22 protein-coding genes are annotated in these 26,344 nt (G+C 65.7%); 4 read left to right on the top strand and 18 right to left on the bottom strand.

Annotated elements, in window-relative coordinates; genetic code table 11:
• Positions 1 to 187 precede the first annotated feature (187 nt).
• The 8 genes from EJV47_RS10500 to allB form a co-directional block, all read right to left on the bottom strand.
• Complete coding sequence (locus EJV47_RS10500) at positions 188 to 1,477, bottom strand: tetratricopeptide repeat protein (protein WP_207895875.1); 1,290 nt, start codon at positions 1,475 to 1,477, stop codon at positions 188 to 190.
• A 317-nt stretch (positions 1,478 to 1,794) separates the two neighbouring features.
• Positions 1,795 to 2,343, bottom strand: coding sequence for a hypothetical protein (locus EJV47_RS10495; protein WP_165903691.1), 549 nt, complete (start codon positions 2,341 to 2,343; stop codon positions 1,795 to 1,797).
• Positions 2,344 to 2,543: 200 nt separating this feature from the next.
• On the bottom strand, positions 2,544 to 3,986 hold the full coding sequence (locus tag EJV47_RS10490; protein ID WP_126693112.1) for a DUF6986 family protein: 1,443 nt from the start codon (positions 3,984 to 3,986) through the stop codon (positions 2,544 to 2,546).
• Positions 3,987 to 4,127: 141 nt separating this feature from the next.
• Entirely contained in the window at positions 4,128 to 4,469 is a 342-nt protein-coding gene (gene uraH, locus EJV47_RS10485; RefSeq protein ID WP_126693111.1) for a hydroxyisourate hydrolase, read from the bottom strand.
• A 110-nt stretch (positions 4,470 to 4,579) separates the two neighbouring features.
• A complete protein-coding gene (uraD, locus tag EJV47_RS10480; RefSeq protein ID WP_126693110.1) occupies positions 4,580 to 5,083 on the bottom strand; it encodes a 2-oxo-4-hydroxy-4-carboxy-5-ureidoimidazoline decarboxylase in 504 nt (167 codons plus the stop codon).
• A gap of 148 nt (positions 5,084 to 5,231) precedes the next feature.
• Positions 5,232 to 5,978, bottom strand: a complete 747-nt coding sequence (gene allE, locus EJV47_RS10475) for a (S)-ureidoglycine aminohydrolase (RefSeq protein WP_126693109.1) — start codon at positions 5,976 to 5,978, stop codon at positions 5,232 to 5,234.
• 150 nt (positions 5,979 to 6,128) lie between these two features.
• Positions 6,129 to 7,373 carry an allantoate amidohydrolase gene (locus EJV47_RS10470; RefSeq protein ID WP_126693108.1) on the bottom strand — a complete coding sequence of 415 codons (1,245 nt, stop codon included), beginning with the start codon at positions 7,371 to 7,373 and terminating at the stop codon, positions 6,129 to 6,131.
• 3 nt (positions 7,374 to 7,376) lie between these two features.
• Positions 7,377 to 8,708 (bottom strand): allantoinase AllB, encoded by a 1,332-nt coding sequence (allB, locus tag EJV47_RS10465; RefSeq protein WP_126693107.1) that lies wholly within the window; start codon positions 8,706 to 8,708, stop codon positions 7,377 to 7,379.
• 264 nt (positions 8,709 to 8,972) lie between these two features.
• On the opposite strand from allB, the gene EJV47_RS10460 reads away from it, so the two are divergent.
• Positions 8,973 to 10,382, top strand: a complete 1,410-nt coding sequence (locus EJV47_RS10460; protein WP_207895874.1) for a urate hydroxylase PuuD — start codon at positions 8,973 to 8,975, stop codon at positions 10,380 to 10,382.
• 227 nt (positions 10,383 to 10,609) lie between these two features.
• Here the strand turns inward: EJV47_RS10460 and EJV47_RS10455 are convergent, their stop codons facing one another.
• The 3 genes from EJV47_RS10455 to EJV47_RS10445 all read right to left on the bottom strand — a co-directional run bounded on the left by EJV47_RS10455 (position 10,610) and on the right by EJV47_RS10445 (position 14,650).
• Entirely contained in the window at positions 10,610 to 11,506 is an 897-nt protein-coding gene (locus EJV47_RS10455) for a hypothetical protein (RefSeq protein WP_126693106.1), read from the bottom strand.
• 71 nt (positions 11,507 to 11,577) lie between these two features.
• A complete protein-coding gene (locus tag EJV47_RS10450; protein WP_126693105.1) occupies positions 11,578 to 12,486 on the bottom strand; it encodes a hypothetical protein in 909 nt (302 codons plus the stop codon).
• Positions 12,487 to 12,574: 88 nt separating this feature from the next.
• Positions 12,575 to 14,650 (bottom strand): beta-N-acetylhexosaminidase, encoded by a 2,076-nt coding sequence (locus tag EJV47_RS10445; protein ID WP_126693104.1) that lies wholly within the window; start codon positions 14,648 to 14,650, stop codon positions 12,575 to 12,577.
• A gap of 341 nt (positions 14,651 to 14,991) precedes the next feature.
• Here EJV47_RS10445 and EJV47_RS10440 point away from each other — a divergent pair, with 341 nt between their 5' ends.
• On the top strand, positions 14,992 to 16,818 hold the full coding sequence (locus EJV47_RS10440) for an ArnT family glycosyltransferase (protein ID WP_126693103.1): 1,827 nt from the start codon (positions 14,992 to 14,994) through the stop codon (positions 16,816 to 16,818).
• A 270-nt stretch (positions 16,819 to 17,088) separates the two neighbouring features.
• Here the strand turns inward: EJV47_RS10440 and EJV47_RS10435 are convergent, their stop codons facing one another.
• The 7 genes from EJV47_RS10435 to EJV47_RS10405 all read right to left on the bottom strand — a co-directional run bounded on the left by EJV47_RS10435 (position 17,089) and on the right by EJV47_RS10405 (position 24,964).
• Positions 17,089 to 18,441: a DUF58 domain-containing protein gene (locus tag EJV47_RS10435; protein WP_126693102.1), complete on the bottom strand. Its 1,353-nt coding sequence runs from the start codon at positions 18,439 to 18,441 to the stop codon at positions 17,089 to 17,091.
• Between the two features lie 156 nt (positions 18,442 to 18,597).
• Positions 18,598 to 19,710: an AAA family ATPase gene (locus tag EJV47_RS10430; protein WP_126693101.1), complete on the bottom strand. Its 1,113-nt coding sequence runs from the start codon at positions 19,708 to 19,710 to the stop codon at positions 18,598 to 18,600.
• A 263-nt stretch (positions 19,711 to 19,973) separates the two neighbouring features.
• Entirely contained in the window at positions 19,974 to 21,215 is a 1,242-nt protein-coding gene (locus EJV47_RS10425) for a DUF4350 domain-containing protein (RefSeq protein WP_126693100.1), read from the bottom strand.
• On the bottom strand, positions 21,215 to 22,036 hold the full coding sequence (locus EJV47_RS10420; RefSeq protein ID WP_126693099.1) for a DUF4129 domain-containing protein: 822 nt from the start codon (positions 22,034 to 22,036) through the stop codon (positions 21,215 to 21,217). Before EJV47_RS10420 ends, EJV47_RS10425 begins: the two co-directional genes overlap by 1 nt.
• Complete coding sequence (locus tag EJV47_RS10415; RefSeq protein WP_126693098.1) at positions 22,036 to 22,995, bottom strand: hypothetical protein; 960 nt, start codon at positions 22,993 to 22,995, stop codon at positions 22,036 to 22,038. Before EJV47_RS10415 ends, EJV47_RS10420 begins: the two co-directional genes overlap by 1 nt.
• A gap of 36 nt (positions 22,996 to 23,031) precedes the next feature.
• Entirely contained in the window at positions 23,032 to 23,964 is a 933-nt protein-coding gene (locus EJV47_RS10410; protein ID WP_126693097.1) for a hypothetical protein, read from the bottom strand.
• Positions 23,965 to 23,974: 10 nt separating this feature from the next.
• Positions 23,975 to 24,964, bottom strand: a complete 990-nt coding sequence (locus tag EJV47_RS10405; RefSeq protein WP_126693096.1) for a stage II sporulation protein M — start codon at positions 24,962 to 24,964, stop codon at positions 23,975 to 23,977.
• 90 nt (positions 24,965 to 25,054) lie between these two features.
• Between EJV47_RS10405 and EJV47_RS10400 the strand changes: the two genes are divergently transcribed.
• Together EJV47_RS10400 and EJV47_RS10395 are read left to right on the top strand one after the other, a co-directional pair.
• Positions 25,055 to 25,804, top strand: coding sequence for an RDD family protein (locus tag EJV47_RS10400; protein ID WP_126693095.1), 750 nt, complete (start codon positions 25,055 to 25,057; stop codon positions 25,802 to 25,804).
• A gap of 169 nt (positions 25,805 to 25,973) precedes the next feature.
• Positions 25,974 to 26,327, top strand: coding sequence for a hypothetical protein (locus EJV47_RS10395; protein WP_126693094.1), 354 nt, complete (start codon positions 25,974 to 25,976; stop codon positions 26,325 to 26,327).
• Positions 26,328 to 26,344: the final 17 nt, after the last annotated feature.

Here is a 26,344-nt window from a genome sequence, read left to right as displayed (position 1 = left end):
CCGGGCCGCTCATTTGTCACCGCCGCGGCTCGGCAACGACGCAAAAAAGAACGTCATGTCGAGCGAAGCCGAGACATCTCGCGTGTTTAGCCGGATAGTAAAATCTTCGTTGAACGAGAATAATACTACCAGACGCCAGCACGCGAGATGTCTCGACAAGCTCGACATGACGGGCTGGCACGAAGGGCTACTTCTTCGCCTTGTGCACCTTCAGGTAGTTCTGGGCTTCCCGGTGGTTGGCCGATTTGCGGTCGGCAATGTCCAGCACTTCCTCGTAGTAGCGGCGGGCGGTTTTGATGTCGTTATCCTTATCGGCCATGCGGGCCAGGTTCAGGTTGGCGTAGAGGTAGAAGCCGCCGTGGGTGTCGTCGGTGCTTTCGGCAAAGACGATGCAGCGCTGGTAAAAGTCCTTGGCCTTGGCCAGGTCCTTGTACTTGTTCTGCATCAGCCAGCCCAGGAAATAGGTGGCGTAGCGGCCGCTGATGCCCTCGTAGCCGGGGTAGCCGCGGTTGATTTTGTCAAGGATTTCGCGGCTCACCCGCTCACAGTCGCGAAACTCGCCCTCGTTGAAGCAGAGCAGGGCGTAAAAGCGCTGGAAGTAGCCGTTGTCGGGAAATTTGGCGGCCAGGTTGCGCGCAATGGGCATGGCCTGGGCGGGGTTGCCCTCCTCGTTGTTGAGGATGCGCATCAGAAACACCTTGGCCTCGGGGCCCACGTACACGCCGTTGTCGGCCACGTTGCGCAGCTGCTGCAGGCCCAGCTGCTTGTCGCCCTTGGGGAAGAGCAGCAGCACGGGCTTAAGCAGGGGGTAGTTATCGGGAATCCAGACGGCGTAGTAGTTGAACAGCGCCTGCCCGAACAGAAACTCCGGGCTCAGGCCGTTGGCTTCCTGGCTTAGCTCCAGGTACTTCAGGGCCCGCCGGGCGCTGACGGTGGCCTTGGGCCAGCTGCCGCGCTCGGCCTGCAGGCGGCCGGCAAAGCCATAGGCGGCGGAGAGGAAAAAGCAGGCTTCGTAGTTTTTCTCGTCCTTCTCGTACAGGGCCTCCGCCTTGGCAATGGTGGTGTCCATGTAGGCGTAGAAAGGCTTGTCGTAGAGCTTGCTCTGCACGTTGGTCGGCACGATTTTCCACCAAGTGCTCAGGCCCATCAGGAAGTAGGGCATGGGGTGGTTGGGGTAGCGCCGCCGCAGGGAGCGGAATTGCTTTTCGGCCTTGTCGTACTTGAAGTTGTAGAGGTTCTGCACGGCCCCCTCCAGCTCCAGGGCAATGTCCTGGTTGAGCAGCAGCCAGCCCTTGGTATCCAGGGCGTCCGGGGCCACGTCGATGTTCTCCAGGTCGATGTTGCGGATGGGCTGCCCCGACTCGCTGCGCCGCGTGGTATCGGGGGTTTGGGCGTGCGCGCCGCCGGCTAGCAGCAGCAACCAACAGAGCAGCAGCCCTGTCCAATTGCCGGGCACAAGACGACGAAGGCGGTTCATGCGGTTCAAAATTGTATTCTACCGGCGGGTATTGACTCTACTCGTACGTAAAACTACGTTATCCGATTCAGTTCGCCCCCGACATATTCGCGGAAGCCCAAATACGGCCCAATTCCTTTCTGCGGCAGCCCTTCAGCGAAATCGTATCAGTTCCAAGAGGTACCACCGGCTTGTTGGCATAAGTCCGCAAATGGGCCGCAGGTTCCGGGTTGGGCTTATTTACTCCTGATAATGCGTATAACTGATTAGTAATATGTTGTTTACTAACGAACGTTTTTGCACTTAGCGCAGGGCCGCGCACCGTCTTTGAGCGGCGGCTAGGGCTGACAGAACGCATCGGCCGGCAGCTCGCCGCGGCGTTCCAGGGGCTTGCCGGTAAAGGCGGCAATGGCCTGGCCCACGGCCAGGTCCTTGGGCGCCGCCAGCCCTTCCCCGATGAGCAGGCGGCCCTTGGCGGGCGTGGTCAGGTAGAGCAGGTAGCCGCGGAAATGGTCCTCGGTATCGTGCACGGCCTCCAGCACCACGCCCTGCAGTTCATCAAAGGAGCAGAAGGGCGCATCGTTCAGGCGCACCACGGCCCGGGCCCGGTCGAACACCACCTGGTCGCGCACGAGCAGCTGCCGGCGCAGGCGCCGCAGCAAGCCCGAGAGCAGGGCCAGCACTACCGCCCCCAACCCTACGGCCCCGAGGCTGAGGTAGTCGGGCGTCGGCTCGCGCAGCAGCACCACGAACTCCACCACCAGGCAGACGGCCGCCAGCAGCAGGGCCAGGGCCAGCCACAGCACGTCGCGGCGCAAGGACTTCTTGGTGCGCCCGATGGCCAGCGAGGAATCCGGGCTGCTCAGGATTTTGATGCGGCGAATCATGGGGGAGAAGAGCTGGAAGTAAGGAAGTAGCATCAGGTTTAGCTGGTGCTGCGGCCATCGGCCGCAAGGCGGAGCCGCGTCGTTTTAGAAACCAGCCATCAACCAAACGGCCCGGTCCCGCATTGGCGCGTGCCGCGCCAGCACAAGCTAAACCGAAGGTCGACGCAGTCAAGCTTATGCTACTTCCACGGCCGCGGCGGTTATGCCGGCTGCTGTTGCTGCCGGCGGCCTTGCAGAATGCGGTAGAACGAGCGGGACTGAATTTCCTCGGTGGTCAGGCCGGTGGCCAGCACTTCTTCCTCCGTAATGGCCCCGCAGTTCAGGGCCCGCAGGAAGAAGTTGAGCAGGCCCTGGCCGGTGGCCGCGTCGTCGAAAATGTCGCCGGTGAGGGTGCTGATGGCGGCCCGCTCTACGAAGGTGCGCAGCCGGTGTAGGGCGTCGGCGTAAGAGCTGAGGAAGAAGGTGTAGGTAGCTGCGTAGCGCATGGGCAGCTGGGCCGGGTTCAGGTCCCAGCCCTGGTAGAGGCCGTTGATGAGCGAATGGGTGGTGTGCGCGAAGCCCTGCCGCCAGGCGTTGTGCACCGATTCGCGGTTTTCGCGCAGCTGCTCGTAGGTCAGGGCCTCGCCGCGGTGCGGCCCGATGGGCATCACGTTGGTGGCTCCGTCGGAAAGGAAGATGCCGGTGCCGCCCAGCGCCACCTTGGTCATGTGGTGGGCAAAGTCGCAGACGGGGTGGGCCATGGTCTGGTACCGGGCCGTAATGCCGGCCGAGGCGGTGTAGTCGTAGGTGCCGAAGTGGGCGGCCACGCAGCGCCCCTCACTGGCGCGGATGATGCGCATGAGCGGGTTGCGGCCCTCGTCGTCCATGATAATCTGGGTGGCCTCCACCATCGTCTCCATGCGCAAGGTGCCGGGAGCCAGGTCGTTGGCTTTTTCCAGCAGCTCAAACAGCCGCACCATTGTGGTCATCTGCTCGGGGATGGTCACCTTGGGCAGCATCACCACGAAGTTGTCGGGCAGGCGGCCGCCGGTTTCGCGCAGCAGGGTGCTCAGGAAGATGTCGAGCGTGCGTACGCCGCGCTGCTTCAGGTCCTCGGTGAAGGGCTTGATGCGGATGCCGATAAACGGCGACACGCTGCCCTGCTGCAGGCCCCGGGCCAGCTCCTTGGCCGCCTGCACGGCGGTGGCGTCCTCCTCCTCGTCGGGGCGGTTGCCGAACCCGTCCTCGAAGTCGATGCGGAAGTCTTCCACGGCCTCGGTGCGCAGCTTGCGGATGACTTTGTTGTACACCGAGTACGCCAGCCAGGCCGGCTCCCGTTTGCGCTCCGCCTCGCTCATGGCGTCGAGGCGGGCGGTGAGGTCGGCTATGTCGGCGCTGAGCACGGGCAGGTGCTCGTGGCCTTCCAGGCGCAGCACCCGGGCCAGCTCGGCGAAGTTGGGGGCGTAGGTCTGCAGGCTATTGAGGGCAATGTCGCCCATGCGCTGGCAGGTGTCGGCCTTGAACAGGTTCGCCCCGCCGTAGACGGTGTGCACGGGCTGCCGGTCGGGCCGGTCGCCGGGGTAGGTCTGCTGGAATCGGCGGTTGGCTACGCCGAGCTGCTCCAGCAGCTGGTTTTTATCGGATTCGGGGAGGCTGAGGTGCATGTGTGGGAAGGAAAAGCTGGAAGTTAGGGGCTGGCAGGGCTGTCCTGTCGAGCATTCTGCGCATCAAGCAGAGATGAGACATCTGGGGGAACACGTCAGGCGGCCTGCCTCAGATGTCGCGCATGGCTCGACAGGACAGGGCTAGCTGCCCCGGTAGGTGCTGTAGCCGTAGGGCGTGAGCAGCAGCGGCACGTGGTAGTGCGCGGCGTCGGTGACGGTAAAGGTGATTTCCACGAAGGGGTAGAACGTGGTGGTGGCGGCGCGGTCGAAATACTCCTGGGTGAAGAATTTCAGCTTGTACATGCCCACGGGCAGGCGCAGGCCGGGGGAAAGCAAATCCGGAATGCGGCCGTCGTGGTTGGTCACGCCGCGGGTCATTTCCAGCCACCCGTCGCCGGGCAGCGGGGTGTAGAGCACCACCGTCACGTCGGCGGCGGGGCGGCCCTTGGTGGTATCGAGGATGTGGGTGGTCAGCTGACTCATTGTTAGGGGCTTGGGGGCTTAGGGTCTTGGGAGCTTGGGGGATATGGTGGATTTTGAGGCTTAATTCGTCCAAACGCCCCCAAGACCCTAAGTCCCCAAGCTCCTGAATTCTAACTCAATAGCTTTTCCAGCCGCAGCCGGGTGATTTTGCGCTGCTCATCGGCGGCCACGCGGATTTCTTCGTCGGCATCGTTCAGCAGGCGGGCCTGCAGCAGGTGCAGCATCTGCTCCGCCGATTTGCCGGTGGCGCAGACGATGAAGATGTAGCCGAACTTCTGCTCGTAGTCGGTATTGCCCCGGGCCAGGGCTTGCAGGGTTTCGTCCGGGGCCTGAGCTACGCTGCCTTGCTCGCCGGCGGCCCAGGCGCTGGTGCTGGCGAATTTCACCCGTAGCGCATTCAAATCACCGATTTTGGGGTGGTGGGTGAAGGCTTCGCGGTAGTCGGCGGGCGCGAGGTGGTTCCAGATGCGGTCGGCGTGGTCAAGCAGGGCTTCCCGGTCGGCCACGGGGAAGATGTCGAGCATCTGCTCCACCCAGCGCGTGGCACCGCAGCACTTGCGCAGCTGCTCGGCCCGGGCCGGCCGGTCGAGGTGGTTGAGTTCGTGGAGGGTCATGGCGTAGTGCAGGAGTGTCAAAAGGCCGTCATGTCGAGCTTGTCGAGACATCTCGCGTGCTGACTCCTGGCAGTAAGCTTGTTGTTCAACGAGGGAATTACTATCGAGCGAGATGTCTCGACAAGCTCGACATGACGTTCGGGAATCGTCAGATTACCGTCGGGAAGCGGTTCACGTTCTTGTAATATATGTACACCGAGGGCTCTTTGCCCATGGCCGTGGCCCACTGCTGGCAGTAGGGCCCCATCCAGATGGCGTCGCCCTTCTTCACCGGGTACCATTCGTGGTCGAGCATGTAAATGGCCTGGCCCTGCAGATACAGCAGGCCGTGTTCCATGATGTGCGTTTCCACCATGGGCAGGTGCCCGCCGATGTCGTAGGTGAAGATGTTGACGGCCATATCGAAGCCCGGCTCGTTGGGCAGCAGCTCCTGAATGCGCAGGGCCTCGTCGTTCATAAATATGGGTGCCTTGCTCAAATCCCGCTCCCCGAAGTAGACGCCCGGCGTGGCGTGGCCCGGCAGCGGCTCGTACACCTTGTGAAACGTCAGCACCTGGGTGCCCTCCGTGGGCTCGGTGAACAGGTAATCCGTGCCGATGGGGGCGTACACGTACTGATCCGCCCGGAGCGTACGGGCCTCGCCGCCGACCTCGGCCTGCAGCTGCCCGCTCACCACGTAGAAGAAAATCTGCGCGGCCTCGGTGCGGCCCCGCAGCTGCCCACCCGCGCGCAGAGTGACGAGCGTTTGGCACAGGCGGGCGCCCATCTGCTCGTTGATGAGGACGTTGACGGTGCAGTCGGTCCAGCCCGGTACGTTGCTGTTCACGTAGCCATCGGGGGCAATGACGGCGTGGTTGCGCTTGACGACGGAGCGGGTAAGAGCGGAAATTTCCATGAGAGGCGGAAGGTGGGAAAGAAGAACTGTCCTGTCGAGCATTCTGCGCATCAAGCAGAGACGAAGCAGCTGGGTGAAGACGTCCAACGAAATCAACCCGGGTGTCTCGCGTGGCGCGGCATGACAAGGGAATCGTAACAAGTAAGCGGTTTAGCCGGCAGAAACCAGCAGGGTCAGAAACTCCTCGGCCACCTGTAGGGCGGCGGCCAGGTCCTCGGGCTCCACGTTTTCCAGCGGGTTGTGACTGATGCCGCGGTAGCAGCGCACAAACAGCATGGTAGCCGGGGCTACCTGCGCAACGGGCACCGCGTCGTGGCCGGCCCCGCTGACCAGGGCAATGACCTCGTGGCCCGCCGCGGCAATGGCCTGGCTGAGCGGCTGGTTCAGGGCCGCGTCGCAGGCGACGGGCGCGGTTTGCTGGATGAGCTGCCAATCGAGCGTGAGGCCGCGGCGGGCCGCCAGAGCTTCGGCTTGCTGCTGCAGCGCGGCGTAGGCGGCGGCCAGCTCCGTTTCGTCGGGGCTGCGCAAATCCAGGCTGCAGCTGACTTCGCCGGGAATCACGTTGCTGGCCGCGTGCGGCAGCTGCAGCTTGCCCACGGTAGCCACCAGGCCGCGGCCGTGCTTGGTAGCCAGCTGCTCGGCCGCCAGCACAAACTCGGCGGCCCCGGCCAGGGCGTCCTGGCGCATGGGCATGGGCACGGTGCCCGCGTGGCCGGCCATGCCGCGGAAGGTCAGCTCTACCCGGCGCTGCCCGGCAATGGCCGTCACCAGCGCCACCGGCACCTGCCGCTCCCACAGCACCGGCCCCTGCTCGATGTGCACCTCGAAGTAGCCCCGCCACGCCGCGGCGGGCAGCGCGTCGGCGGGCAGCCCGGCCGGGTCGCCGCCCTGCTGCCGGATGGCCTCGGCCAGCGGCACGCCGGTGGCATCGGGGCGCAGCAGCAGCGCCGGCTCGAAGGCCCCGGTCAGCACCTTGCTGCCCAGGTAGGTGGTATGAAACCGCACGCCCTCCTCGTCGCTGAAGGCCAGCAGCTCCAGGTGAAACGGCAGCTCCGTTTGCCGGGCTTGCAGCTGCGCCAGCAAATCCAGCCCCAGCAGCACGCCCAGCGGCCCGTCGAAGCGCCCGGCGTTGACCACGGTATCGATGTGGGAGCCGATGACGAAGGTCTGCGCCCCGGGGCGGGGGCTGCGCAACCGGCCGCGCAGGTTGCCGATGTTGTCGATGCGGGTTTCCAGGCCGGCCTGCTGCATCCACTGCTGCACCAGCGCCCGGCCCCGTACAAAGGCCGGCGTGCCGAAGGTGCGCGTCACCACACCGGGCGTTTCGCTGATGGCGGCCAACTCATGGATGCGCTGCATGATGTCGGCGGCGCGCTGCGCGTAAGTGGTCGGCATAAGTCAGCGGGTGATAAGGCGGCCCTGATTCAGCTGCACGAACTCCGGGCGCTGCCAGGCCAGGCGGCCGGCCAGGTAAGTCTGCTCCACCACGCCGTGCAGCGTCTCGCCCACGTAGGGCGACACTTTGTGGCGGTGCTGCAGCTGGTCTTCGCGCACGGTGAAAGCGGCGTTGGCATCGAGCACTAGCAAATCGGCGTCGTAGCCGGCCTGGATGCGACCCTTGCGCCCAGCCTGCCCAATGAGCCGGGCCGGATTTTCGCTCAGCCAGCGGGCCAGGTCGGGCAGGGTAGCGCCGCGCTGTCGGGCGGGCGTCCAGAGGGCGGGCAGGGCCAGCTGCAGCGAGGCAATGCCGCCCCAGGCCGTGGTGAAGTCGCCGGAGTCCAGCTGCTTGAGCGCGGGCGGGGCGGGGGAGTGGTCGGTGGCCACGAAGTCGATAAGGCCCGCCTGCAGGGCCTGCCAGAGCAGCTCGTTGTTGGCCCGCTCCCGGATGGGCGGGGCGCACTTGTAGCTGGTCCGCGCGTCGGGCAAATCCTCGGCGCAGAAATAGAGGTAGTGCTGCCCGGTTTCCACCGTCAGCGGCAGCCCTTCGGCCTTGGCGGCGGCAATCTGAGCCAGCGAGTCGGCCGACGACAGGTGCACGATGTGCACGGGGCAGCCGGTTTCGCGGCACAGCCGGATCATCAGGGCTACGGCCTCGTCTTCCCAGCGTTTGGGGCGCGAGGCGAGGTAGTTGGGGTAGGATTGTTTGTTGCCCTGCTTCCAGCTGTCGTCGTCCTGGCTCAACTCGCAGTGCACCAGCAGGGGCCGGCCGTGGCGGGCGAGGATGGGCATGACGGCGCGCAAATCCGCTTCGGAGGCGTTCGGAAACTCATCGATGCCGGAGTGGGTGAGAAAGGCCTTGAAGCCGAGCACCCCGCGGGCCATGAGCGGCTCCACCTCGGCCGCGTTGCCGGGCACGATGCCGCCCCAGAAGCCGCAGTTGACGTGCAGCTGCCCCGCGGTGGCGGCCAGCTTCTGCTCGAAGGCCGCCACCGACGTCGTGACGGGCGAGGAGTTCAGGGGCATGTCCACCAGCGTGGTCAGCCCGCCGGCCAGGGCGGCGCGGGTGCCCGTGTCGAAACCTTCCCAGTCGCGGCCGGGCTCGTTCAGGTGCACGTGCGGGTCGATGAGGCCGGGCAGCAGGGCCCGCGTGCCTACATCCGTCACGGGAACGTCGAGGGGCTCGTTTTCGGGCAATACGGCAGCAATGCGCCCGCCTTCGATGCGCACCACGCCGGGCCGGATGCCCGTCGGAGTGACGATATTTTTACTTTTTATTGCGAAATCTGGCATGAAGGCAGGTGTACTGTGCTACAAAATGAGAATATTTCAAACACGAAGTGCTGCTTTACCCCAGTTCTTCACGCGGAAAAGATGAAATTGAGCGGCACGGCCACCAAACCGGCTGATTGTTAGCTGTTCACCTGTTTTTCGCCCTGGCCGTGCCCGGCCCCGTTCAGCCCGGCCTTTCGTCGGCAGGGGCTGCGCGAGGACCTGCTGCCCGATATTCCTTTCAGTACCAGGCCCCGCGCTACGCCGGGCCAAGCTTACGCGTTCATGGTCGATTTACTTTTTTGGGTGGTGGTGCTGGCGGTGTTCCTGATCATCCTGGGCTTGAGCGCCTTTCTGCACCGCCTGGCCCGCGCCCACAGCCGCGGCGGGGAACTGGGCAACGGGGGCCTCACGCTGCAGGGCTTCGGCTACACGCTCACGGTGCTGGCGGTGGTGTTTGCGCTGGCCGTGGGCTACAACTTCGCCGCCGGCTCGGCCTGGGAGGGGCACCTGATGGAGTGGCTCAACATCGTGGTGCGGCTCATGCACGTCACCTTCGGCATTGCCTGGATCGGGGCCTCGTTCTACTTCGTGTTCCTGGAAAACGCCCTGAACCGCACCGACAACGTGCGCGAGGAACTGGCCGGCAACCTCTGGGCCGTGCACGGCGGGGGCTTCTACTACCTGGAGAAGTACAAGCTGGCACCCAGGCAGATACCCAAAGCCCTGCACTGGTTTAAGTACGAGGCCTACTTCACCTGGCTTACCGGCCTGAGTTTGCTGTTCGTGGTGTACTACTTCAACCCCACGGCCATGCTCATCGACCCGCAGGTGCTCGATATCAGCCCGCTGGCCGCGGTGGGCATTGGGCTGGGCTCCTTCGCGGTGGCCTGGGGGCTGTACCACCTGCTCTGCCGCACGCCGCTGGTCAAAAACGGTCCGCTGATGGCCGTGCTGGGTTTGCTGATCTGCACCGGGTTTGCCTGGTTTTACTGCCAGGTATTCAGCGCCCGGGCGGCCTATTTGCACTTCGGGGCCATGCTGGGCACGCTGATGGTGGGCAACGTCTTCTTCATCATCATTCCCTCGCAGAAGGCCATGGTGCGGGCCGCCACCGAAGGCCTGCCGCTCAACCCCGAGCTGGGCAAGCACGCCGGGCTGCGCTCCTTGCACAACAACTACTTCACCCTGCCGGTGCTCTTCGTGATGGTCAGCAACCACTTCCCGAGCACCTTCGGCCACAGCCAGCCCTGGCTGGTGCTGGCCGCCATTGCCCTGGGCACGGCCGGCATCAAGCACTGGCTGAACCTGCGCGAAAAGCACCAGGCCACCGGCGTGGTGTTCCCGCTGGCCGCGGGGCTGCTGCTGGCCGTGGCCTTCGTGACGGCCCCCAAAACCGGCGCCGACAGCTCGGGCGCGAACTGTACGCCGAATGTAAGCATGGCCCAGGTGCAGGCCGTCGTGCAGCAGCGCTGCGTGCAGTGCCACTCCGCCGCCCCCACCGACGACGTGTTCAAAACCGCTCCTAACGGCGTGGTCTACGACCGGCCCCAGGATATCATCCGCCTCAAGGACAAGATCATGCAGCGCGTGGTGCTGACCAAAACCATGCCCCAGAACAATAAAACCGACATGACGGAGGAGGAGCGGGAGCTGATTCGCTGCTGGATCGAGCAGGGCGCGAAGGCGGAGTGAGGAAGCTACCGCGGGGCAGTAATGCCCAGCTACAGAACCGTCCCCAGCCGCGTAGCGGCGGCACGTCAATAGTAGAACGGATAGACAGAATGCCTGAACTCCGTAGGAGCGGCACCTTGACTGCGCAGTCAAGGTGCCGCTCCTACGGAGCTCAGGTTCATTCAGCTAAGGCGGATGCTATTGCCGTGCCGCCGCTCTGCGGCTGGGGTTCCACGGCGGCCGAAGCCTCAGCGGCGGCGCACCAGGGTGTAATGCAGGCGGGCCGGGGCTAAGTCGATGTGATTAGAATCGGAGCGGAGGGCGAACAGACGCAGGGTGTCGCCACTGAAACGATAGGTGAAGCTGCGCTGCTGCTTGGTGTAGGAGTTAAAAGTGAGGTCGTCGAGGTTGTTTTCAGGGCCGGCGCCAAAATCGGTACCAACGTAGTACGTTTTGAAGCCGGCCAGTCCGGAAACTTTGCCGTCGGGCGTAAAGCGCGCCGATACTGCCCGGCCCACGGAGTCGCGGCCGGTGTAGCGGCCAGCCATCAGCAAGCGGTTGACTTCGTACTGCAGGCCTGCGCTGAGGTCGTCCGCTTGAGCCAGGAGCGGCATCCGGGCGCGGCGGTAAGCTACTGACGACATCAGCTTGCCGCCGCGGTTGCGAAGATTGAGCCGTAGCAGGGAGTCGCGCCCGAGCATAGCGTAGCTCAGCTCGTAGTAGTTGCTGGGCTGCTCATAATCGGGATGGTGCAATGGCAAAGCCTGCGGATGCCGGGCCGGCCGCAGGTACAAGGCAGCCTCACCGCCTTCGTGGTTGCCCAGGCTGAGGCCCACCAGCAGACTGTCGGCGGTGAGCTTGCCGGGCAGGATAAGCAGTTCCGCAATATGACTAATGCTATCCTGCACCCGGTAGGGAGATTTGGTGCGCACCACGGCATCCAGGTACGACTGCTGCACCCAATGACCGGCCAATTGCGGCAGCAGTTGCTGGGTGTTAATACTGCCAATGGCATCGGCGCCCACTGCCGTCGAATCGGCCGCAATAGCCTGGGTGGTCGGGTTACGCTCGGTATCGGGTTGGCCGGCTTGGCAGGCGCCTAAAAGACTGAGGGCCGCCAAGACCGGGAGGGAGGAGAAGCGCATAAACGGAAATAGAACGGGGCAAAACAGGGAAACGCCGGCTGCCGCTAGCTACAGAAGCGCCAACCCAAACCTTATCGGCGGCGCACCAAAGTGTATATCAGGCGGTACAAGTAAGGCTGTTCGATGCTGTCCTTACGCAGTGAAAACAGACGCAGCGTGTCGGCTGAAAACCGGTAGCCCAGGGTCTGACGACGTTTACTGGCGTTGAGGTCAAAAAACACCATATCCTCCCCGGTGCTCGGGCCGCCGTTGAAGTCAATATGGACCTCGTAAGCGCGGAACTGGCCTAATCCTCTTACCTGGCCGTCAGGGGTGAAAGTAGCCTGAACGCTGCGTCCGGCAGAATCGACACCGCCGTAGCGGCCGGCTATCAGGGCCTCGTGCACCGCCTGTTGCAGCCCTTCGCCCAACGCGTCTCGTGAATCCGAGGATACTATGTAACGAAATCGGACGCGCCGATAAGCAACTGCTTGGATTAAGCGGCCGCGCCGGTTGTACGTATTGAGGGTAAGTGAGGTGTCCTGGCCACGGAAGGAGTAGGCCAGTTCAAGCTTACCGTTGTCTTCCCCGTAGCTGATAAACTCCAGGCCCTGTGGATGGCCAGTATTGCGGAAGACCAACTGGTCTTCACCGCCTTCGTGGTTGTTCAGGATGGTATAGACCATCAACCTGTCGCCGCGAAGCTGCCGGGGCTCAATCACAAAGGCCGTAATGCCTTCATCCAGGTTCTGTTCGGATTCGCTGACCATTTGGGCCGAACGGGCACGCGCCAGTGCATCTACATAAGCTGCCTTCACCCATACTCCGCGGATAGCCGGACCGATTTGGGTAGCCAGCGAGGTGCCAGCAGCTGCGCCGCCTACAGCTGAGCTGTCCGTCACGGTTGCCGACGATGGTTGCCGCTCCGAATCGGGCTGCCCGGTCTGGCAGGCGCTGAAGATGCTAAGGGCCGCCAGGGCCGGGAGGGGGGAAAGACGCATGGGGGAGGAGCCGCCGCAAACGGAAAGCGCGCCGGCCGCCGCAAGCTACGGCAGTCGGCGCGTTTCCGTTCGGGCGCGGGCGGCGGAATCAGGGCTGCGCCCACACCAGCTTGTCCAGCTTGGTGGCCAATGCCAGTTCGGCCTGCCCGGCCGGCTGCTTGGCCGCTTCCAGCTGCTTTTGCGCCCCGGCCAGCCACTCCGCCGCGGCTTTTTCACCCTTCTCCAGCTGCTCCAGGCGCTGCAGCAGCAGGGTCGATACCACCGTGAGCTGGGTGGACAGCGGGGCGTACTCGCGCAGCTCAGGGTTGAGCTGCAACAGCGGCTGCACGCGGGCGTCGTTCTGCTGCCAGGCTTTCAGCTGGGCGCGCAGGGTGCGCAGCTGCCGCTGGATGGCGGGCGTGCGGGGCAGCTCGGTGGTCTTGGCCCGCGGCGCCCGCAGCAGCGAGTCCAGCGTGGCGTGGAACACCCGCGCCGCCTCCGATTCGGCCGGGGCGGCGTCGACGAGGCGGTTCAGGGGCATGAGCGGGGTGTAGGTGCGGCCCTGGAAGTGGCGCTTGTATTCCTTCACCGGCTCCAGCACGGCCGCCAGCGTCTGCACGGGCTCCACTTTCTGCCCGGCGGCCATCATGTTCAGCAGCTGCTGCGGGGCCTGGCGGTGCTGCAGGCCCAAGGTTTCGAGCTGCGCCGACACCAGCCCGAGGCGGCGGTACATGTCGGGCACGTCCGTCACCGTGGCGGCCGACCAGAGCCGCTCGGCCACGGCGGCGGCCCGGGGCCAGATGCGCGAATCGACCACCACGGAATCGGCAAACTCGTTCCACATCGTGGCCTCGCCGCCCAGGATGCGCTTTTTCTCCGCCTCGGTCAGCGGGGCGTCGGCGGGCAATGGGTCGGGGGCGTAGTAGGAGGCGGCGGTGAAGTACAGATCGAGGTAGTAGCCGTGGGAAAGCAGGGCCGAGTGACCGGCCTTCACCGCGTCGTAGAGGCCCTTTTTGCCGCGCCAACTCTGAATGACGGCGTCGGCGGGCAGGCCGGGCCCCAAGATTTCGTCCCAGCCCACCATCTTCTTCTGGTACTTCGTCACGATGCCCAGCACCCGGCGGCTGAAGGCAATCTGCAGCAGGTGCTTGTCCACCGTGCCGTCGCGCTTTACCATGCTGCTGTCGCGCATGTACTTGGCAATGCGCGGGTTGCGCCGCCACTGCCGCCCGTCGTTTTCGTCGCCGCCGATGTGGAAGTAGGGGTCGGGAAACAGCGCGGTCATTTCCCGGAACAGGGAGTCGATAAAGGTGTAGGTGCCGGGCTTGGTGGGGTCTAGGGCAATGTTGGAGGTGCGGAAGCTCTGGTAGGGCGGGTAAATCGTGTCGAGGGAGGCCAGGCGCGGGTAAGCCACCTGCCAGGCCGTGGTGTGCGAGGGCACGTCGAACTCGGGCAGCACCCGGATGCCCCGGGCCCGGGCGTAGGCCAGCACGTCCTTGATCTGGGCGGCGGTGTAGAAGCCCGGCGTGGTGTTGCCGGCCCGGTGCAGGCGCGGAAACACCTTGCTTTCCACCCGGAAGGCCTGGTCGTCGGAGAGGTGCCAGTGCAGCACGTTCAGCTTCACCGCCGCCATGGCGTCGAGGTTGCGCTTAATCACGGCCACTGGCATGAAGTGCCGGGCCGCGTCGATGAGCAGCCCGCGCCACACGAAGCGCGGCTGGTCCTGAATTTCGACTTCGGGGAAATAATACCGCTTGCCGTCCTTGGTAAACAGCTGCTGCAGCGTGGCCAGGGCGCGCAGGGCCCCGAGGCTGGTGGGCGCGTCGATGGTAATGCCGGCGGGCGTCACGCGCAGGCTGTAGCGCTCCTCGTCGAAGGCCTCCATGCGCCCCAGGCGGCCGTAGCGAATCTGCAGGCTGCCCGCCTGGCTGTACACGTCGGGGTGGCCGGCCTGCTGGCCCAGCCGGCGCAGGGTGCGCTCGGCGGCCTGCTGCACGGCCGGGTCGTCTTGGCGGTTGATGGTCAGGTGCAGCTGGCCTTTCCACGGCAGCCGGCTTTTGCCCCAGCTGACGGAAGTCGGTACGGGCAGGAGCTGGCGGGTATCGGGCGGGGCAGGGGTGGGGGAGGGCACCTGGGCCAGGGCTGCCAGCGGCAGGGCCAATAGCAGGAAGAGTAAGCGGAGCATGGGGCGAGTTTACGGGGAATCTGCCCGAGCCGTGGCAATTTCTTTGCCGGGAGCAAGCCAGCACGCGCACGAGCCGCAGCTCACAACTTTTTCCTCACAGTTTTTTTGGTGAGGGAAAAGTGGTGACAGGAGTGCTCACACAAATACCCGCACAGGATTTTTTGTGAGAGAGAAGTTGTGAGACAGTTCGTGGGAAGCCAGGACGGCGCCTGGTGGGGTTGAGCAGCTTACGAGAGCCGCTGAACAGACTCCCCCGCAGTATTTCGCGCCGGCCGCGGGGCCAACTGGCGGATTTTGGAATAATTTGCCGGGCCATTCCGCCGGCTTATTCTTCTCCGCTGATGCCTCTGCGCAACTCTCTTTCCTTCTGGACGCTGCTGTTCTGCTCGGCCTTCGTGCTGCTGACCTCGTTCGTGTACTATCCCAAGTGGAACAAGCCCCAGACCGAAGCCCTCATCAGCTGGGATGCCTCGGGCTACTACATGTACCTGCCGGCCGCCTTTATCTACCACGATTTGAAGCAGGTCGGCTTTCTGCCCGAAGTCACCCGGAAGTACAACCCCGACCCCGGCCAGAACCAGGCCCACCTCGACTCGCTCAGCGGCAACCGGGTGATGAAGTACCCGGTGGGCCTGGCCGTGCAGAGCCTGCCCTTCTTCGTGGCCGGCCACCTCGCCGCCAAGGCTTTGGGCTACCCCGCCGACGGCTTTTCGGCCCCTTACCAGCTCAGCCTGCAGCTGGGCTGCGAGCTGATGGCCGTGCTGGGCCTGTGGCTGGTGTGGCTGGCCCTGCGCCGCCGCTTCGGCGAAACGGCCACGGCCCTCACCCTGGTGGTGCTCACGCTGGGCTCCAACTACCTCAACTACGCCGCCATCGACGCGGCCATGACCCACAGCTGGCTGTTCACGCTCTACGCCGCGCTGCTGCTCGTCACGCCCGCCTTTTACCGCCGGCCCACGCTGCTGCGGGCCCTGGGCATCGGCCTGCTGTGCGGGCTGATGGCCCTCACGCGCCCTACCGACATCCTGGCCGTGCTGCTGCCCATTCTGTGGGGCCTGGCACCCCGGCGGGCGGTACTCGTGGAGCGGCTGAGCTTCTGGCGGCAGCACTGGCCCAAGCTGCTGGTGGCCGTGCTGGCCACCGGGGCGGTGGGCAGCCTGCAGCTGCTGTACTGGCACTACGTGACGGGCCGCTGGCTGGTGTATAGCTACGAGGATCAGGGCTTTAGCTGGCTGCGTCCCCACCTATGGGATGGCATCTTCAGCTTCCGCAGCGGCTGGCTGATTTATTCCCCATTGTTGGTACTGCCGCTGCTGGGTTTCGGCCCGCTACGGCGCCGGGCGCCCGAGGCGTTCTGGGCCATGCTGGCGTTTACCGTGCTGTTCATCTACGTCACCTTCGCCTGGGACATCTGGTGGTACGGCGGCTCGTTGGGCGCCCGGGCGCTGGTGCAGGGCTACGCCGTGCTGGCCTGGCCGCTGGCGGCGGCCCTGCAGTGGGTGCTGGCCCGGCGCAGCTGGACGGTGGCCTTCGCCGCGTTCCTGGCCTTCGGCATCTACTACAACCTCTGGCTCACCCACCAGGCCCACCGCGGCAGCGGGCTGCTGGCCGCCGGCGACATGAATAAGGAGTACTTCTGGGCCGTGGCGCTGCGCAACGCCGTGCCGGTGCCGACGCGCTGGATGCTCGACAACGGTGACCAGCTGGTGGACGACTCGGGCCGCAAAAACGTGCGCGAGCTGTGGCACACCGACTTCGAGCAGGATACCACCGGCGGCGCGGGCTGCGGCCGGCCCGCCCTGCAGGGCCGCTGCTCCCTGCTGCTCGACAAAGACCACCAGAGCAGCCCCGAGTACCGCGTGAATGTGAAGCCGGAGGAGGTGCCGTGGGTACGCGTGCGCTGCCGGGCCCGCTGCGTGCAGAAGGAGTGGGACGTGTGGAAGATGACCCAGCTCATCGTCAGCTTCCGCCGCGGCGACGAGAAGGTGAAGGAGCGCGTCATCCGCCTGCAGCGCGTGGTCGACCAGGACTGGCCCGCCGAGGTCTACCTCGATTTGCAGGCGCCCAAGGGCGAAACCTACGACAACGTGCGCGTGGCCCTCTGGAACGGCGACAGTCCCCAGGGCATCCTCATCGACGAGCTGCGCGTGGAGGCGTTTGAGAAGTAGGAGCAGGTAAATCGGCTGTCATCCTGAGCAGAGCGAACCGAAGGAAGGCGCAGCCAAGGACCTTCCTCGAACCTCGCACCGCCGCCAGTGCCAATGTGAAGGTGCAGGGCATCAAGTTCTTCACGCCGTCAAAAAGCGCCGCCCCCAACATCAGGTTATTGGGGGCGGCGCTTTTATCGTTCTGGGCAATTACTTCTGTACTTCGTAGTCAGCGGCGGTGCGGGGTTCGAGGAAGGTCCTTCGCTGCGCTCAGGATGACGTTTTTGTAACCTATATCAGCCCCCGCGCCTTGAATTCCAGGTAGCGGTTGATGGTATTGGCCGTCAGGTTCTGGGGGGCGGTGAGCAGGGCGTGGATGCCGTAGCGCTGCAGCTCCAGCACCATGCGGCGCTTGTCCTGCCCGATTTTGTCGGCTACGGTCTGCACGTACAGGTCGTCGGTGGTTTCGGCGGGCGTTTCCAGCACGCTGCGCAACTCGGTGTTTTCGAAGAACACCACCAGCAGCAGGTGGCGGGCGGCGAGGCGGCGCAGGTAGGGCAATTGGCGCTGCAGGCCGTGCAGGCTCTCGAAGTTGGTGAACAAGACCAGCAGGCTGCGCTGCTTTACCTGCCGCTGCACCAGCGCCGCCAGCCGCTCGTAGTCTGATTCCAGAAAGCGCGTCTGCTGGCGGTACAGCACTTCGAGCAGGCGCGGCAGCTGTCCGCGGCGGCGGTCGGCGGGCACCACGTCGCCGGGCTCGTGAGCGAAGGTGATGAGGCCGGCCCGGTCGTGCTTGAGCAGGGCAATGTTGCTGAGCACCAAGGAGGCGTTGATGGCGTAGTCGAGCAGGGCCAGCTGGGCGAAGGGCATGCGCATCACCCGGCCCTTGTCGATGACGCAGTACACCTGCTGGGCGCGCTCGTCCTCGAAGTGGTTCACCAGCAGGTTGTCGTCGCCGGGGCGGCGGGCGGTGGCTTTCCAGTTGATGCTGCGTGGGTCGTCGCCGAGGGCGTAGGGGCGGATGTGGTCGAACTCCAGGCTCTGCCCGATGCGGCGGATGCGCTTCACGCCCACCTCCGTCAGCCGGTTCGAGAGGGCCAGCAGCTCGTAGCGCCGCATCTGCAGAAACGACGGGTACACGGCCGCCACTTCGTCCTTATCGCCGAAGCGGAAGCGGCGCTGCACCAGCCCCAGCGGGGAGCGGACGAGCACGTTGGTCTGCCCGAACACGTACTCGCCCCGGCGGGTGGGGCGCAGCTGGTAGCGCAGCGTGGTGGTGAGCCCGGCGCCCAGCGGCACCGGAAACAGCAGGTCGCGGCGCTGAAACTGCACCGGCACGTCGTCGACCACGTCGAGGCGGGCGCGGAAGGGGTAGCGGTTTTCGAGGATGATCTGGATGTCGTTGTCGTCGCCGTTGGAGAGGCGGCGGCTCATCACGCGGCGCGCAAACACCCCGCCGCGCTGGCCCAGCCCGAACAGCAGCACCGCGTCGAGCAGCGTGAGCAGGGCCAGCAGCAACGCCAGCACCTGGGCCGGGGCCAGCAGCACCCGCCAGAAGTGGGCCGTAATCAGTAGCACCATCACCACCGCCAGCGCCACAAACAGGCGCGGCGGCAGCAGCAGGGCGCGGAAAAACTCTTTCATAATTGAGTGACACGTAACACGTGACAGGTATAGGTGAGGTAACGGTTGACACGTGACTGGTCAGTGAGTGTACGGGCAGCCAGGCGCAGGCATAAACCTGTCACCTGTTACTTGTCAGTTCCAAAAGCATGTCACGTGTTACGGGTCACCAGTCACCTAACGAGGTACTTCCACCTGCTGGATGAGCTGGCGCACCACGTCGTCGGGGCCGAGGCCTTCCAGCTCACGCTCGGGGGTGAGCTGAATGCGGTGGCGCAGCACCGGGGCGGCCAGCTGCTGCACGTCCTCGGGCGTCACGAAGTCGCGGCCGCGCAGGGCGGCCAGGGCCTTGGCGCCGTTCAGCAAAGCCAGCGAAGCGCGGGGCGAGGCGCCTAGGTACAGCGACTTGTGCGTGCGCGTAAGGCCGACAAGCTTGGCTACGTACTCGAACAGGCGGGGCTCCACGTGTTGCTTCTGCACCTGCTGGCGCAGCTCCTTCAGCTGCGGGGCCGACAGCACCGGCTTCACGTCTTCGAGGGGCAGGCCGCCGGGGCCACTGTGGTGGCCCTGCAGGATAAGCACTTCCTCGGCCTCGGTGGGGTAGGGCACCAGCACTTTGAAGAGGAATCGGTCGAGCTGGGCTTCGGGCAGGCGATAGGTGCCTTCCTGCTCCACCGGGTTCTGAGTGGCCAGCACCAGGAAGGGTGCTTCCAGCGCGTAGGTCACGCCGTCGTAGGTGACGTGGCGCTCCTCCATCACCTCAAACAGGGCCGACTGCGTCTTGGCCGGGGCGCGGTTGATTTCGTCGATGAGGACGATGTTGGAGAAGATGGGGCCCTGGCGGAACTCGAAGGCGCCGCGGGCGGGCACGTACACCGAGGTGCCGAGCACGTCGGAGGGCATCAGATCGGGGGTAAACTGGATGCGGCCGAAGGGCACGTCGAGGGTGCGGGCGAGCAGCTTGGCGGTAAGCGTCTTGGCCACGCCGGGCACGCCTTCGAGCAGCACGTGGCCATCGGCCAGCAGGGCTACCAGCAGCAGCTCTACCAGGTTGCCCTGGCCGACCAGTACGCGGCCCACCTCGCGGCGCACGGCCTCGGTAGCGCCGGCCAGCTGGCGCAAATCAGTGCGCTGGCCCAGGCCGAGGGTGTCGTTGGACGAGGCCGGCTGCGGAGCCGGCGCCGCGTCGGCATCCGGGCTGAGGGCCGAAGCCGCGGCGTCGGCGGAGCCCTGCGGGTAGCGGGGCTGCGGATTGGTATCGGGGGTGTGGTCGGGAGTAGTAGGTTCCATGCGAAGAGAAGAAGCCTGCAATTCAGCCGCGAGTAGGCGGACGGTCAGGCAACAAGGTAAAAGGCAGTAAGTAGAGGGTTGACTGGCTGGTTATCGTAGGTGGCCTCTGTCGGCGGTGCTACTATTAGGACGGCTTAGCGGCTCCTTCTTGCGTCGCGTTGCTGTCAATGGCTACCGCCCGCACCGTCGGTTGAATCGTCTACAGAATCCGTGAACCGCAGGAAGGCGGAGCCAAATCCGAAAAATCCGCACAAATCCGTGCTTCAGCTTTCCGCCCGCTTTCGGAACGCGTCCAGCAGGCGTTGCAGCTCGTGCAGCTCGGTTTCGGCCACAAACTCGGCGTCGAGGTAGCCGTGCAGGCGGGCCAGCAGCGTGGTTACTTCGGGCTGCGGAATGCCGGTGCGCAGGCTGAGGCGGCGCGGGTAGTCGGCGTCAATCGAGGCGGGCACGGGCTCCTGGAAGCGGGTGCGCAGGTAGTCGAAGAACAGGCGGATGCGCAGGGCGGCCAGGGGCTGGTGGTTGCGGCCGCGGCGGTAGAGGCCGGCCACGGTGCGGGCAAACAACAGGCTGGTATTGGGCAGGGGCCGGATGGTGGGCACCGGGCGCTGCCGCCGCCGCGCCCCGAGCAGCGCAAACAGCAGCCCGCCCAGCAGCAGCGTGTACCAGGCCCAGCGCAGGGCCGGGCTGTTCATCACCACCCGAAGGGACGAATCGTCGCCGCCGCGGCCTTGCTTGTAGAACTCGTCCCAGAGCAGCGGTCCGGCGGGCAGATACGACAGCATGCCGGCGGCGAAGCGGGCGTTCTGGCGGTGCAGCACGCCGTAGTTGCTCAGCAGGTAAGGCGCCGAGCACCACAGCAGCTGCCCGCGGCCCATGGGCAGGCGCACCAGCACCGGGTGCTGCTCGTGGTCGGAGGCCAGCACCACGGCGCCGCGCAGCGGCTGGGTGGAGTCGGGGCCGGTGGCAAACACCAGCTGCCCGAGCGAGTCCCGGTCGAAGAAGTCGTAGTTGGCCCGGCCGGGCATGCGGGCCTGGCGGCTGCGCAGCAGGGGCGCCGTCAGGCGGAAGGTGAACGTATCGGTGGGGCGCAAGCCCAGGTAGCCCAAGGGGTCGAGGGAAGGCAGCTGCCAGAGGCTGTCCTGGCCGTCGGGCAGCTCAATGGACGAAGCCGCCACCCACACCGTGCCGCCGCGCCGCATGTAGCGGTGCAGGGCGCGGGCGTCGGCCGGGCCGGGCCGAAACCCGTTCGAGAGGAAAAAATAGGTGGCCGGGGCGTCGGTGGAATCCTCCAGCACCTCGTAGGGCGACTGGCGGGTGGTATTCACCGCGCTGCCCGCCGTGGTGGGCAGCAGCCGGAACAGGGCGTAGGTGTCGAGCGGGTTCTTGTAGTCGTTGCGGTAGGTGGGCGCCCAGTCGATTTCCTTGGGCGCATTCAGGGCTACCAGCACCCAGACGACGGTCAGCACGGCCAGTACCCCGAGGGGCCAGCGAATGGAGCGGAGCATCAGGCGGCGCGGTTGGTGGCAAGGTCAGTGAGAAAGGCGCGGCGCTCGGCCCGGATTTGCTCGTACTGGGCGGCCGTAAGCGGAAACTCGCCGTACCACACGTACTCAAACTGCCAGGTGAGCGTGCCGAAGGTGGCGGCCCGGCGCGGGGCGCGCTGCCGCAGCTCGGCGTCGTAGTGGTGATTGGTTTTTTCGGGGCGCCAGTCAATCAGGCCTACGTCGGTGAGGCCCTTGAGCACCAGCAGGTAGCCCAGGCGCGTGGCCAGGCGCCACTGCCCGGCTTCCTCGGCCTGGCGCAGGCGCTCGGGCAGGGTGGCCTCGTGCACGTTGTCCTCGGTCACGTCGTAGGGCACGGCCACGCGGCGGTTGCGGCCGCGCAGCCACTCGCCGGGCTGCAGGCCCAGCAGCTGCATGATGACCAGCACCAGCGCCGTCAGGGCCAGGCCGTAGCCCAGGATTTTCCAGTAGATGGCCGATTCGCCGGAGAAAACCTTGCCGAACAGCTTCTGCATCAGCCGCCGCCACCAGCGGGCCAGCGGGTTGTCGGCCGGGGGCGCCTCTTGGTACTGCAAGTCATCGTCCTGGCGCAGGCGGCGCAGCTCAGCGGCGCCGAACTCGCGCACGGCGGCCGGGTTGGGCCCGGGCGGGATGGGGCGCAGGGCCTTGGCCTTGCCGCTGCGGGCCCGGGCAGCTTTGGCCGCGGCCACCACCCGGCGCTGCACCGAGGTGGGCGCCTGCTGGGCCTCGGCCGGGCCAGTCAGCAGCAGGGCCGCCATCAGCCAAGGTCCGAGGCGCCGGAAAAAAACGGAGCGGAAGCGCATCAGAGGGATTGGTCGCCGTAGCTGGGGCGGAACAGGTTGTCGTCGGGAGCAGCGGCGGCTTGGGCGGCGGCGGGCGTCTGGCCCAGCTGCTCGGCCCGCCACTGCAGGCTCACATGGTCGCGGCGCTCCACCAGGTTGAAATATTGGAACAGCAGCAGCAGGTTGAAGAGCGGGGCCAGCAGCAGCTGCACCACCAGCTGTACCAGCTGGGCCACGGCCAGTGCCACCTTGCTGGCGAAGCCGCCCCCGGCCACCACCGCCACGGCGGCGCCCTGGCTGAACAAGGAAAGCGGAACGGTGATGATGCCCAGGGCCATGCTGCCGACGACAATCAGGCCGAACGTCGACCACCACTTGCCGCTCATCAGGGAGAAGCTGCGGCTGATGCTCCGGCCCAGGCCGGCGTCTTCGAACACTACTATTGGCAGCAGCATGCTAAACACCACGCCCACGTAGATGCCGGGCAGAAACAGAAACATCATGGCCAGCAGCACCAGCACCACGGCCACGAAGGCGTAGCCCATCAAAGGCAGCACGTAGCCGCGGGCGTGGGCCCATACCTCCTGCGGCGTGAGCTTGGCAGTGGGGTCGGGCTGGTACATGCGCAGCTTCACGAAGCTGTAGAACATGGCGTACAGCACCATGTACACCGTCAGGCTCAGAATTATAACGGCGCCCAAGCCCGGCCCCGAAGAGGCCAGCACCGCCCGCCAGTCGCCCGGGTCGACCTGGGTCGGCCGGTTCAGAATCTGAAACAGGCTCACGGCCAGCATGGGCACCACCGCCAGCAGGGCCGGTATCAGCAGCACGCGGTACATGTTCAGCCCGTGCTTGCGCACGAAGGCAATGGTGGCCTCGAACTTCTGGCCGAAGTCGCGCAGGCGGTAAAACTCCTGGGGCGTGGTGAAGCTGTACTGCGTCTCGGGCTGGTACTGGTATACGGGGCGGGGAGTTTCCATCAGGGAAGGCCGGTGGAGAAGAAGAAAAGAGTCGGATTAGTAGAGCGGAACGTAGCGCGAATCGTCGGGCGTAGGGGCGGGGGGCGCCGGCTGCTGGCCCAGAATCAGGGCGCGCCAGGCCAGGCCGGTGCTTTCCCGGGCTTCCACGAGGCTGAAGTAGTGAAAGCCTTGCATCACATCGATGGCGGGGTGCAACACCAACTCCACCAGCACCAGGGCAGCGCGCAGCCCGTACACCCACAGCGGCGAGGTAGGCAGCACCTCCTGGCCGACGAGCCGGGAAATCAGCAGCTGGGGCAGCCACAGAAACGCCAGGCTGACGCCGATGGGAATCAGCGCCACCCCTAGCGTCGACCAGGAGGCGCCTTTCATCAGCTCGAAAGCCCGCCCCAGCCCGCGCCGCTCGAAGCTGAGCACGCCCGGCAGCAGAACGGAGGCGGCCAGCACGTACAGCCCCGGAAACAGCAGCAATAGCAAGCCCAGCATCAGCAATAGGCTGGCCCCCAGGCTTTGTAGCAGGTAGCGGCCCAGCGGCGCGGCGCGCCAGATGTCCCGTACGCTGGGTTGCACGGGCTCCCTGGCTTCGGCGGCGGCCAGCAGCTGGCGCAGCAGTCCGTACACCAGACTGGTGGCCAGGGTGCCGGCCAGCAAGCGCAAGGCCAGCCCGGCGTAGGCCACGCCCATATACATCCAAGTGGCCCGGCTGAAGGAGCTAACGGGTTGTGGGTTATCTGTCCAGTTTTTGAGGAAACTGACTCCGTAGGTCTGAACAATAAGGCTCAGCAGCAGCAGCGGCAGCACGAAGCAGAGCAGGGCCAGCAGCAGCGGCCGGCCGTGGCGGCGCAGCAGCTGAGCCGCGGCCTCCCACTTCTGCCCAAAGTCGCGCACTTGGTAGAAGTCGGCCGGGTGGTCGAAGGCGGGGGCGGGCGGGGCGGCGGGGGCGCTCAGGGGGGCGGCAAAATCGGCCATGGTGCGCTGATTAGGGAGCTTCCGCGTCGGCGTCGGGCAGGGCGTAGCCCTGGCGGGCGGCCCGGCGGTGCAGCCACCAGGGGTACACCACGAAGTAGCCCACGATGAGCGCCGCCGAGAGCAGAATGCAGGGCAGCCCCACGCTCAGCGGGTGGCGCTGGGCCCAGCGCGTAACGAAGCCCTCCAGGAAGGCGGCCAGGATGATAAGCGGAATCAGGCCGGCCATGAGCTTCATGCCGTCCTGGGCGGCGCGGCGCAGGGCCTCGGCCCGGGGGTAGCTGCCGGGGAACAGCAGGCCGTTGCCCAGTACCAGCCCGGCCCCCGAGGCCAGCACCAGCGTGCTGATTTCGATGGTGCCGTGCACCCAGATGGCCAGGGCCGAGCGGATGCCCACGCCCTGCTCCACGAACATGTACTGAAAGGCGCCCAGCATCACCGAGTTGCGAAACAGCATGTACAGGGTGCCCGCCCCGCCCACCGTGCCCAGCGCGAAGGTGGCCAGGGCCACGCGCACGTTGTTCAGGGCAATGTAGAGGAACATCTGCAGCTCGGAGGAGTTGCCGTACACGTCGGTAGGGCGGCCGCGCTTGATGTTCTCCAGGGTCATGTTCACGTACCCGTCGCCCAGAATCAGCCGCACGAAGGTGTCGTCTTCGGCCGTCGACAGCACGCCCAGCCCGGTGAAGAGCCCAAACAGCACCAGCGCCGTGAGCATGGGTTTCCAGTGCCGGGCCATCAGCAGGGGCAGCTCCGTCAGCCAGAAGTAACCCAGGCGCTTTTTCTGCGCCATCGGCCGCCGGTACAACTGCTCGTGGAAGCGGCTGGCCAGCTGGTTGAGGTGCTGGGTGACGGGCGAGTCGGGGTAGAAGGTCCGGGCGTAGGCCAAATCGTCGGTGAGGGCCACAAACCGCTCCGCTACCTCGTCGGGTGTGGCCGCGGGCTCGTGCTCGTAGGAATGCCACCGCTCCTGGTTGCGGCGGATGAATACTGCTTCGCGCATAGAAAAACGCCCGGCGGATAAAAGTGGGCGCAAAACGTGCCCGGAAGATGGTAATTTTGACAGGATTCTGCAATTCTTTCCGCGCCCGGTATGGCCCTGTTACGCATCCCGACTACCCAAAACGTTACGCTGGAGTACGAAACCGCTTCCGTCGGGGAGCGGATTGCCGCCACCCTTATCGACGGGGTGGTGGTCATTGGCTGGGCCATTCTTTGGTCGCTGGTGCTGTTTGCCTGGCTGAAGCTGGGCGACCGGGGCTACGAAAATGCCTCCTTCGTGCTGGCTATGGCCCTGATTGCCCTGCCCTGGTTCCTGTACGATTTGCTGTGCGAGGTCTTTTTCCACGGCCAGACCATCGGCAAGCGCGCCATGCAGATTCGCGTCATCAGCCTCAACGGCGCGCCCCCGCGCTTCACCCAGTACCTGCTGCGCTGGGTGCTGCGCCTCGTCGACGTAAGCCTGATGTACGGAGTCGTGGCCATGGCCTGCATCCTGGGCGGGGGCCGCGGGCAGCGCCTCGGCGATATGGCCGCCGGTACCGCCGTGGTGCGCGTGAAGCGCCGCGAAGTGGCCGCCAACCCCATGCTGTTCGGCTCCGACCACGACCCGCACTACCGCGTGACCTTCCCGGAAGTCGCCAACCTGGCCGACCACGACGTGCGCCTGATTCAGGAGCTGGTGACGCAGAGCGAGCAGCGCGGCGCCTACCACATCCTCGCCGACGTGGCCGAGCGCGTGCGCACGCTCACCGGCATCCGCACGGCCATGCCCGACCACGAGTTCCTGCTGGTGGTGCTGCGCGATTACGGCCACCTGGCCGCCCAAGAAGCCGCCCGGTAAGGCGCAAACATAATCCGCGGGGCGCTGCAGGCGCCCAGGAAGCGGGAGCCCGGCTGCGGCCCCGGTAGCGCGAGAGTAATTTCGGCGCTGCCGGGGCCGTCTAACTTCCGTCCGGGGCCTGCGTACTGCTTAGGGCCGGGAGAGGCGCATTCCGCCCGGCCTACGCCCCATGAACAACGAATCGAGCTTCCGCCAAAACCCCGACGAATTTCACGGCCTCCACGCCGACAACCCCGAGAACCAGCAGCGCGGTAAAGACGCGCTGAAAAAACACCCCGAAGAAGGCCAAACCGGCCCGGCCACCATCGGCCACGGCCCGAAAAGCCCCAACTACGGCGAGTTCGGCAAGCCCGAAGGCGCTGCAGCCAGCACCGCGCCGGAAGGCTTCGAGCCGCGCTACGGCCAGGAAGACCAGCCCGCCCCCGACCAGACCCACCACGGCGACGACCGGTTCCGCCAGAGCGGCACCCGCAACTGGGATACCAACGAGCCCGCCAATCCCCACCACGGCCAGGAAAGCTAGACCGGTACTTGGTAGCG

Origin of the sequence: Hymenobacter gummosus (assembly GCF_003970915.1) — a bacterium.
Lineage (GTDB): Bacteria > Bacteroidota > Bacteroidia > Cytophagales > Hymenobacteraceae > Solirubrum > Solirubrum gummosum.
The sequence above is the reverse complement of the archived record's forward strand: the minus strand, read 5'-3'. Positions and strand labels throughout refer to the sequence as shown.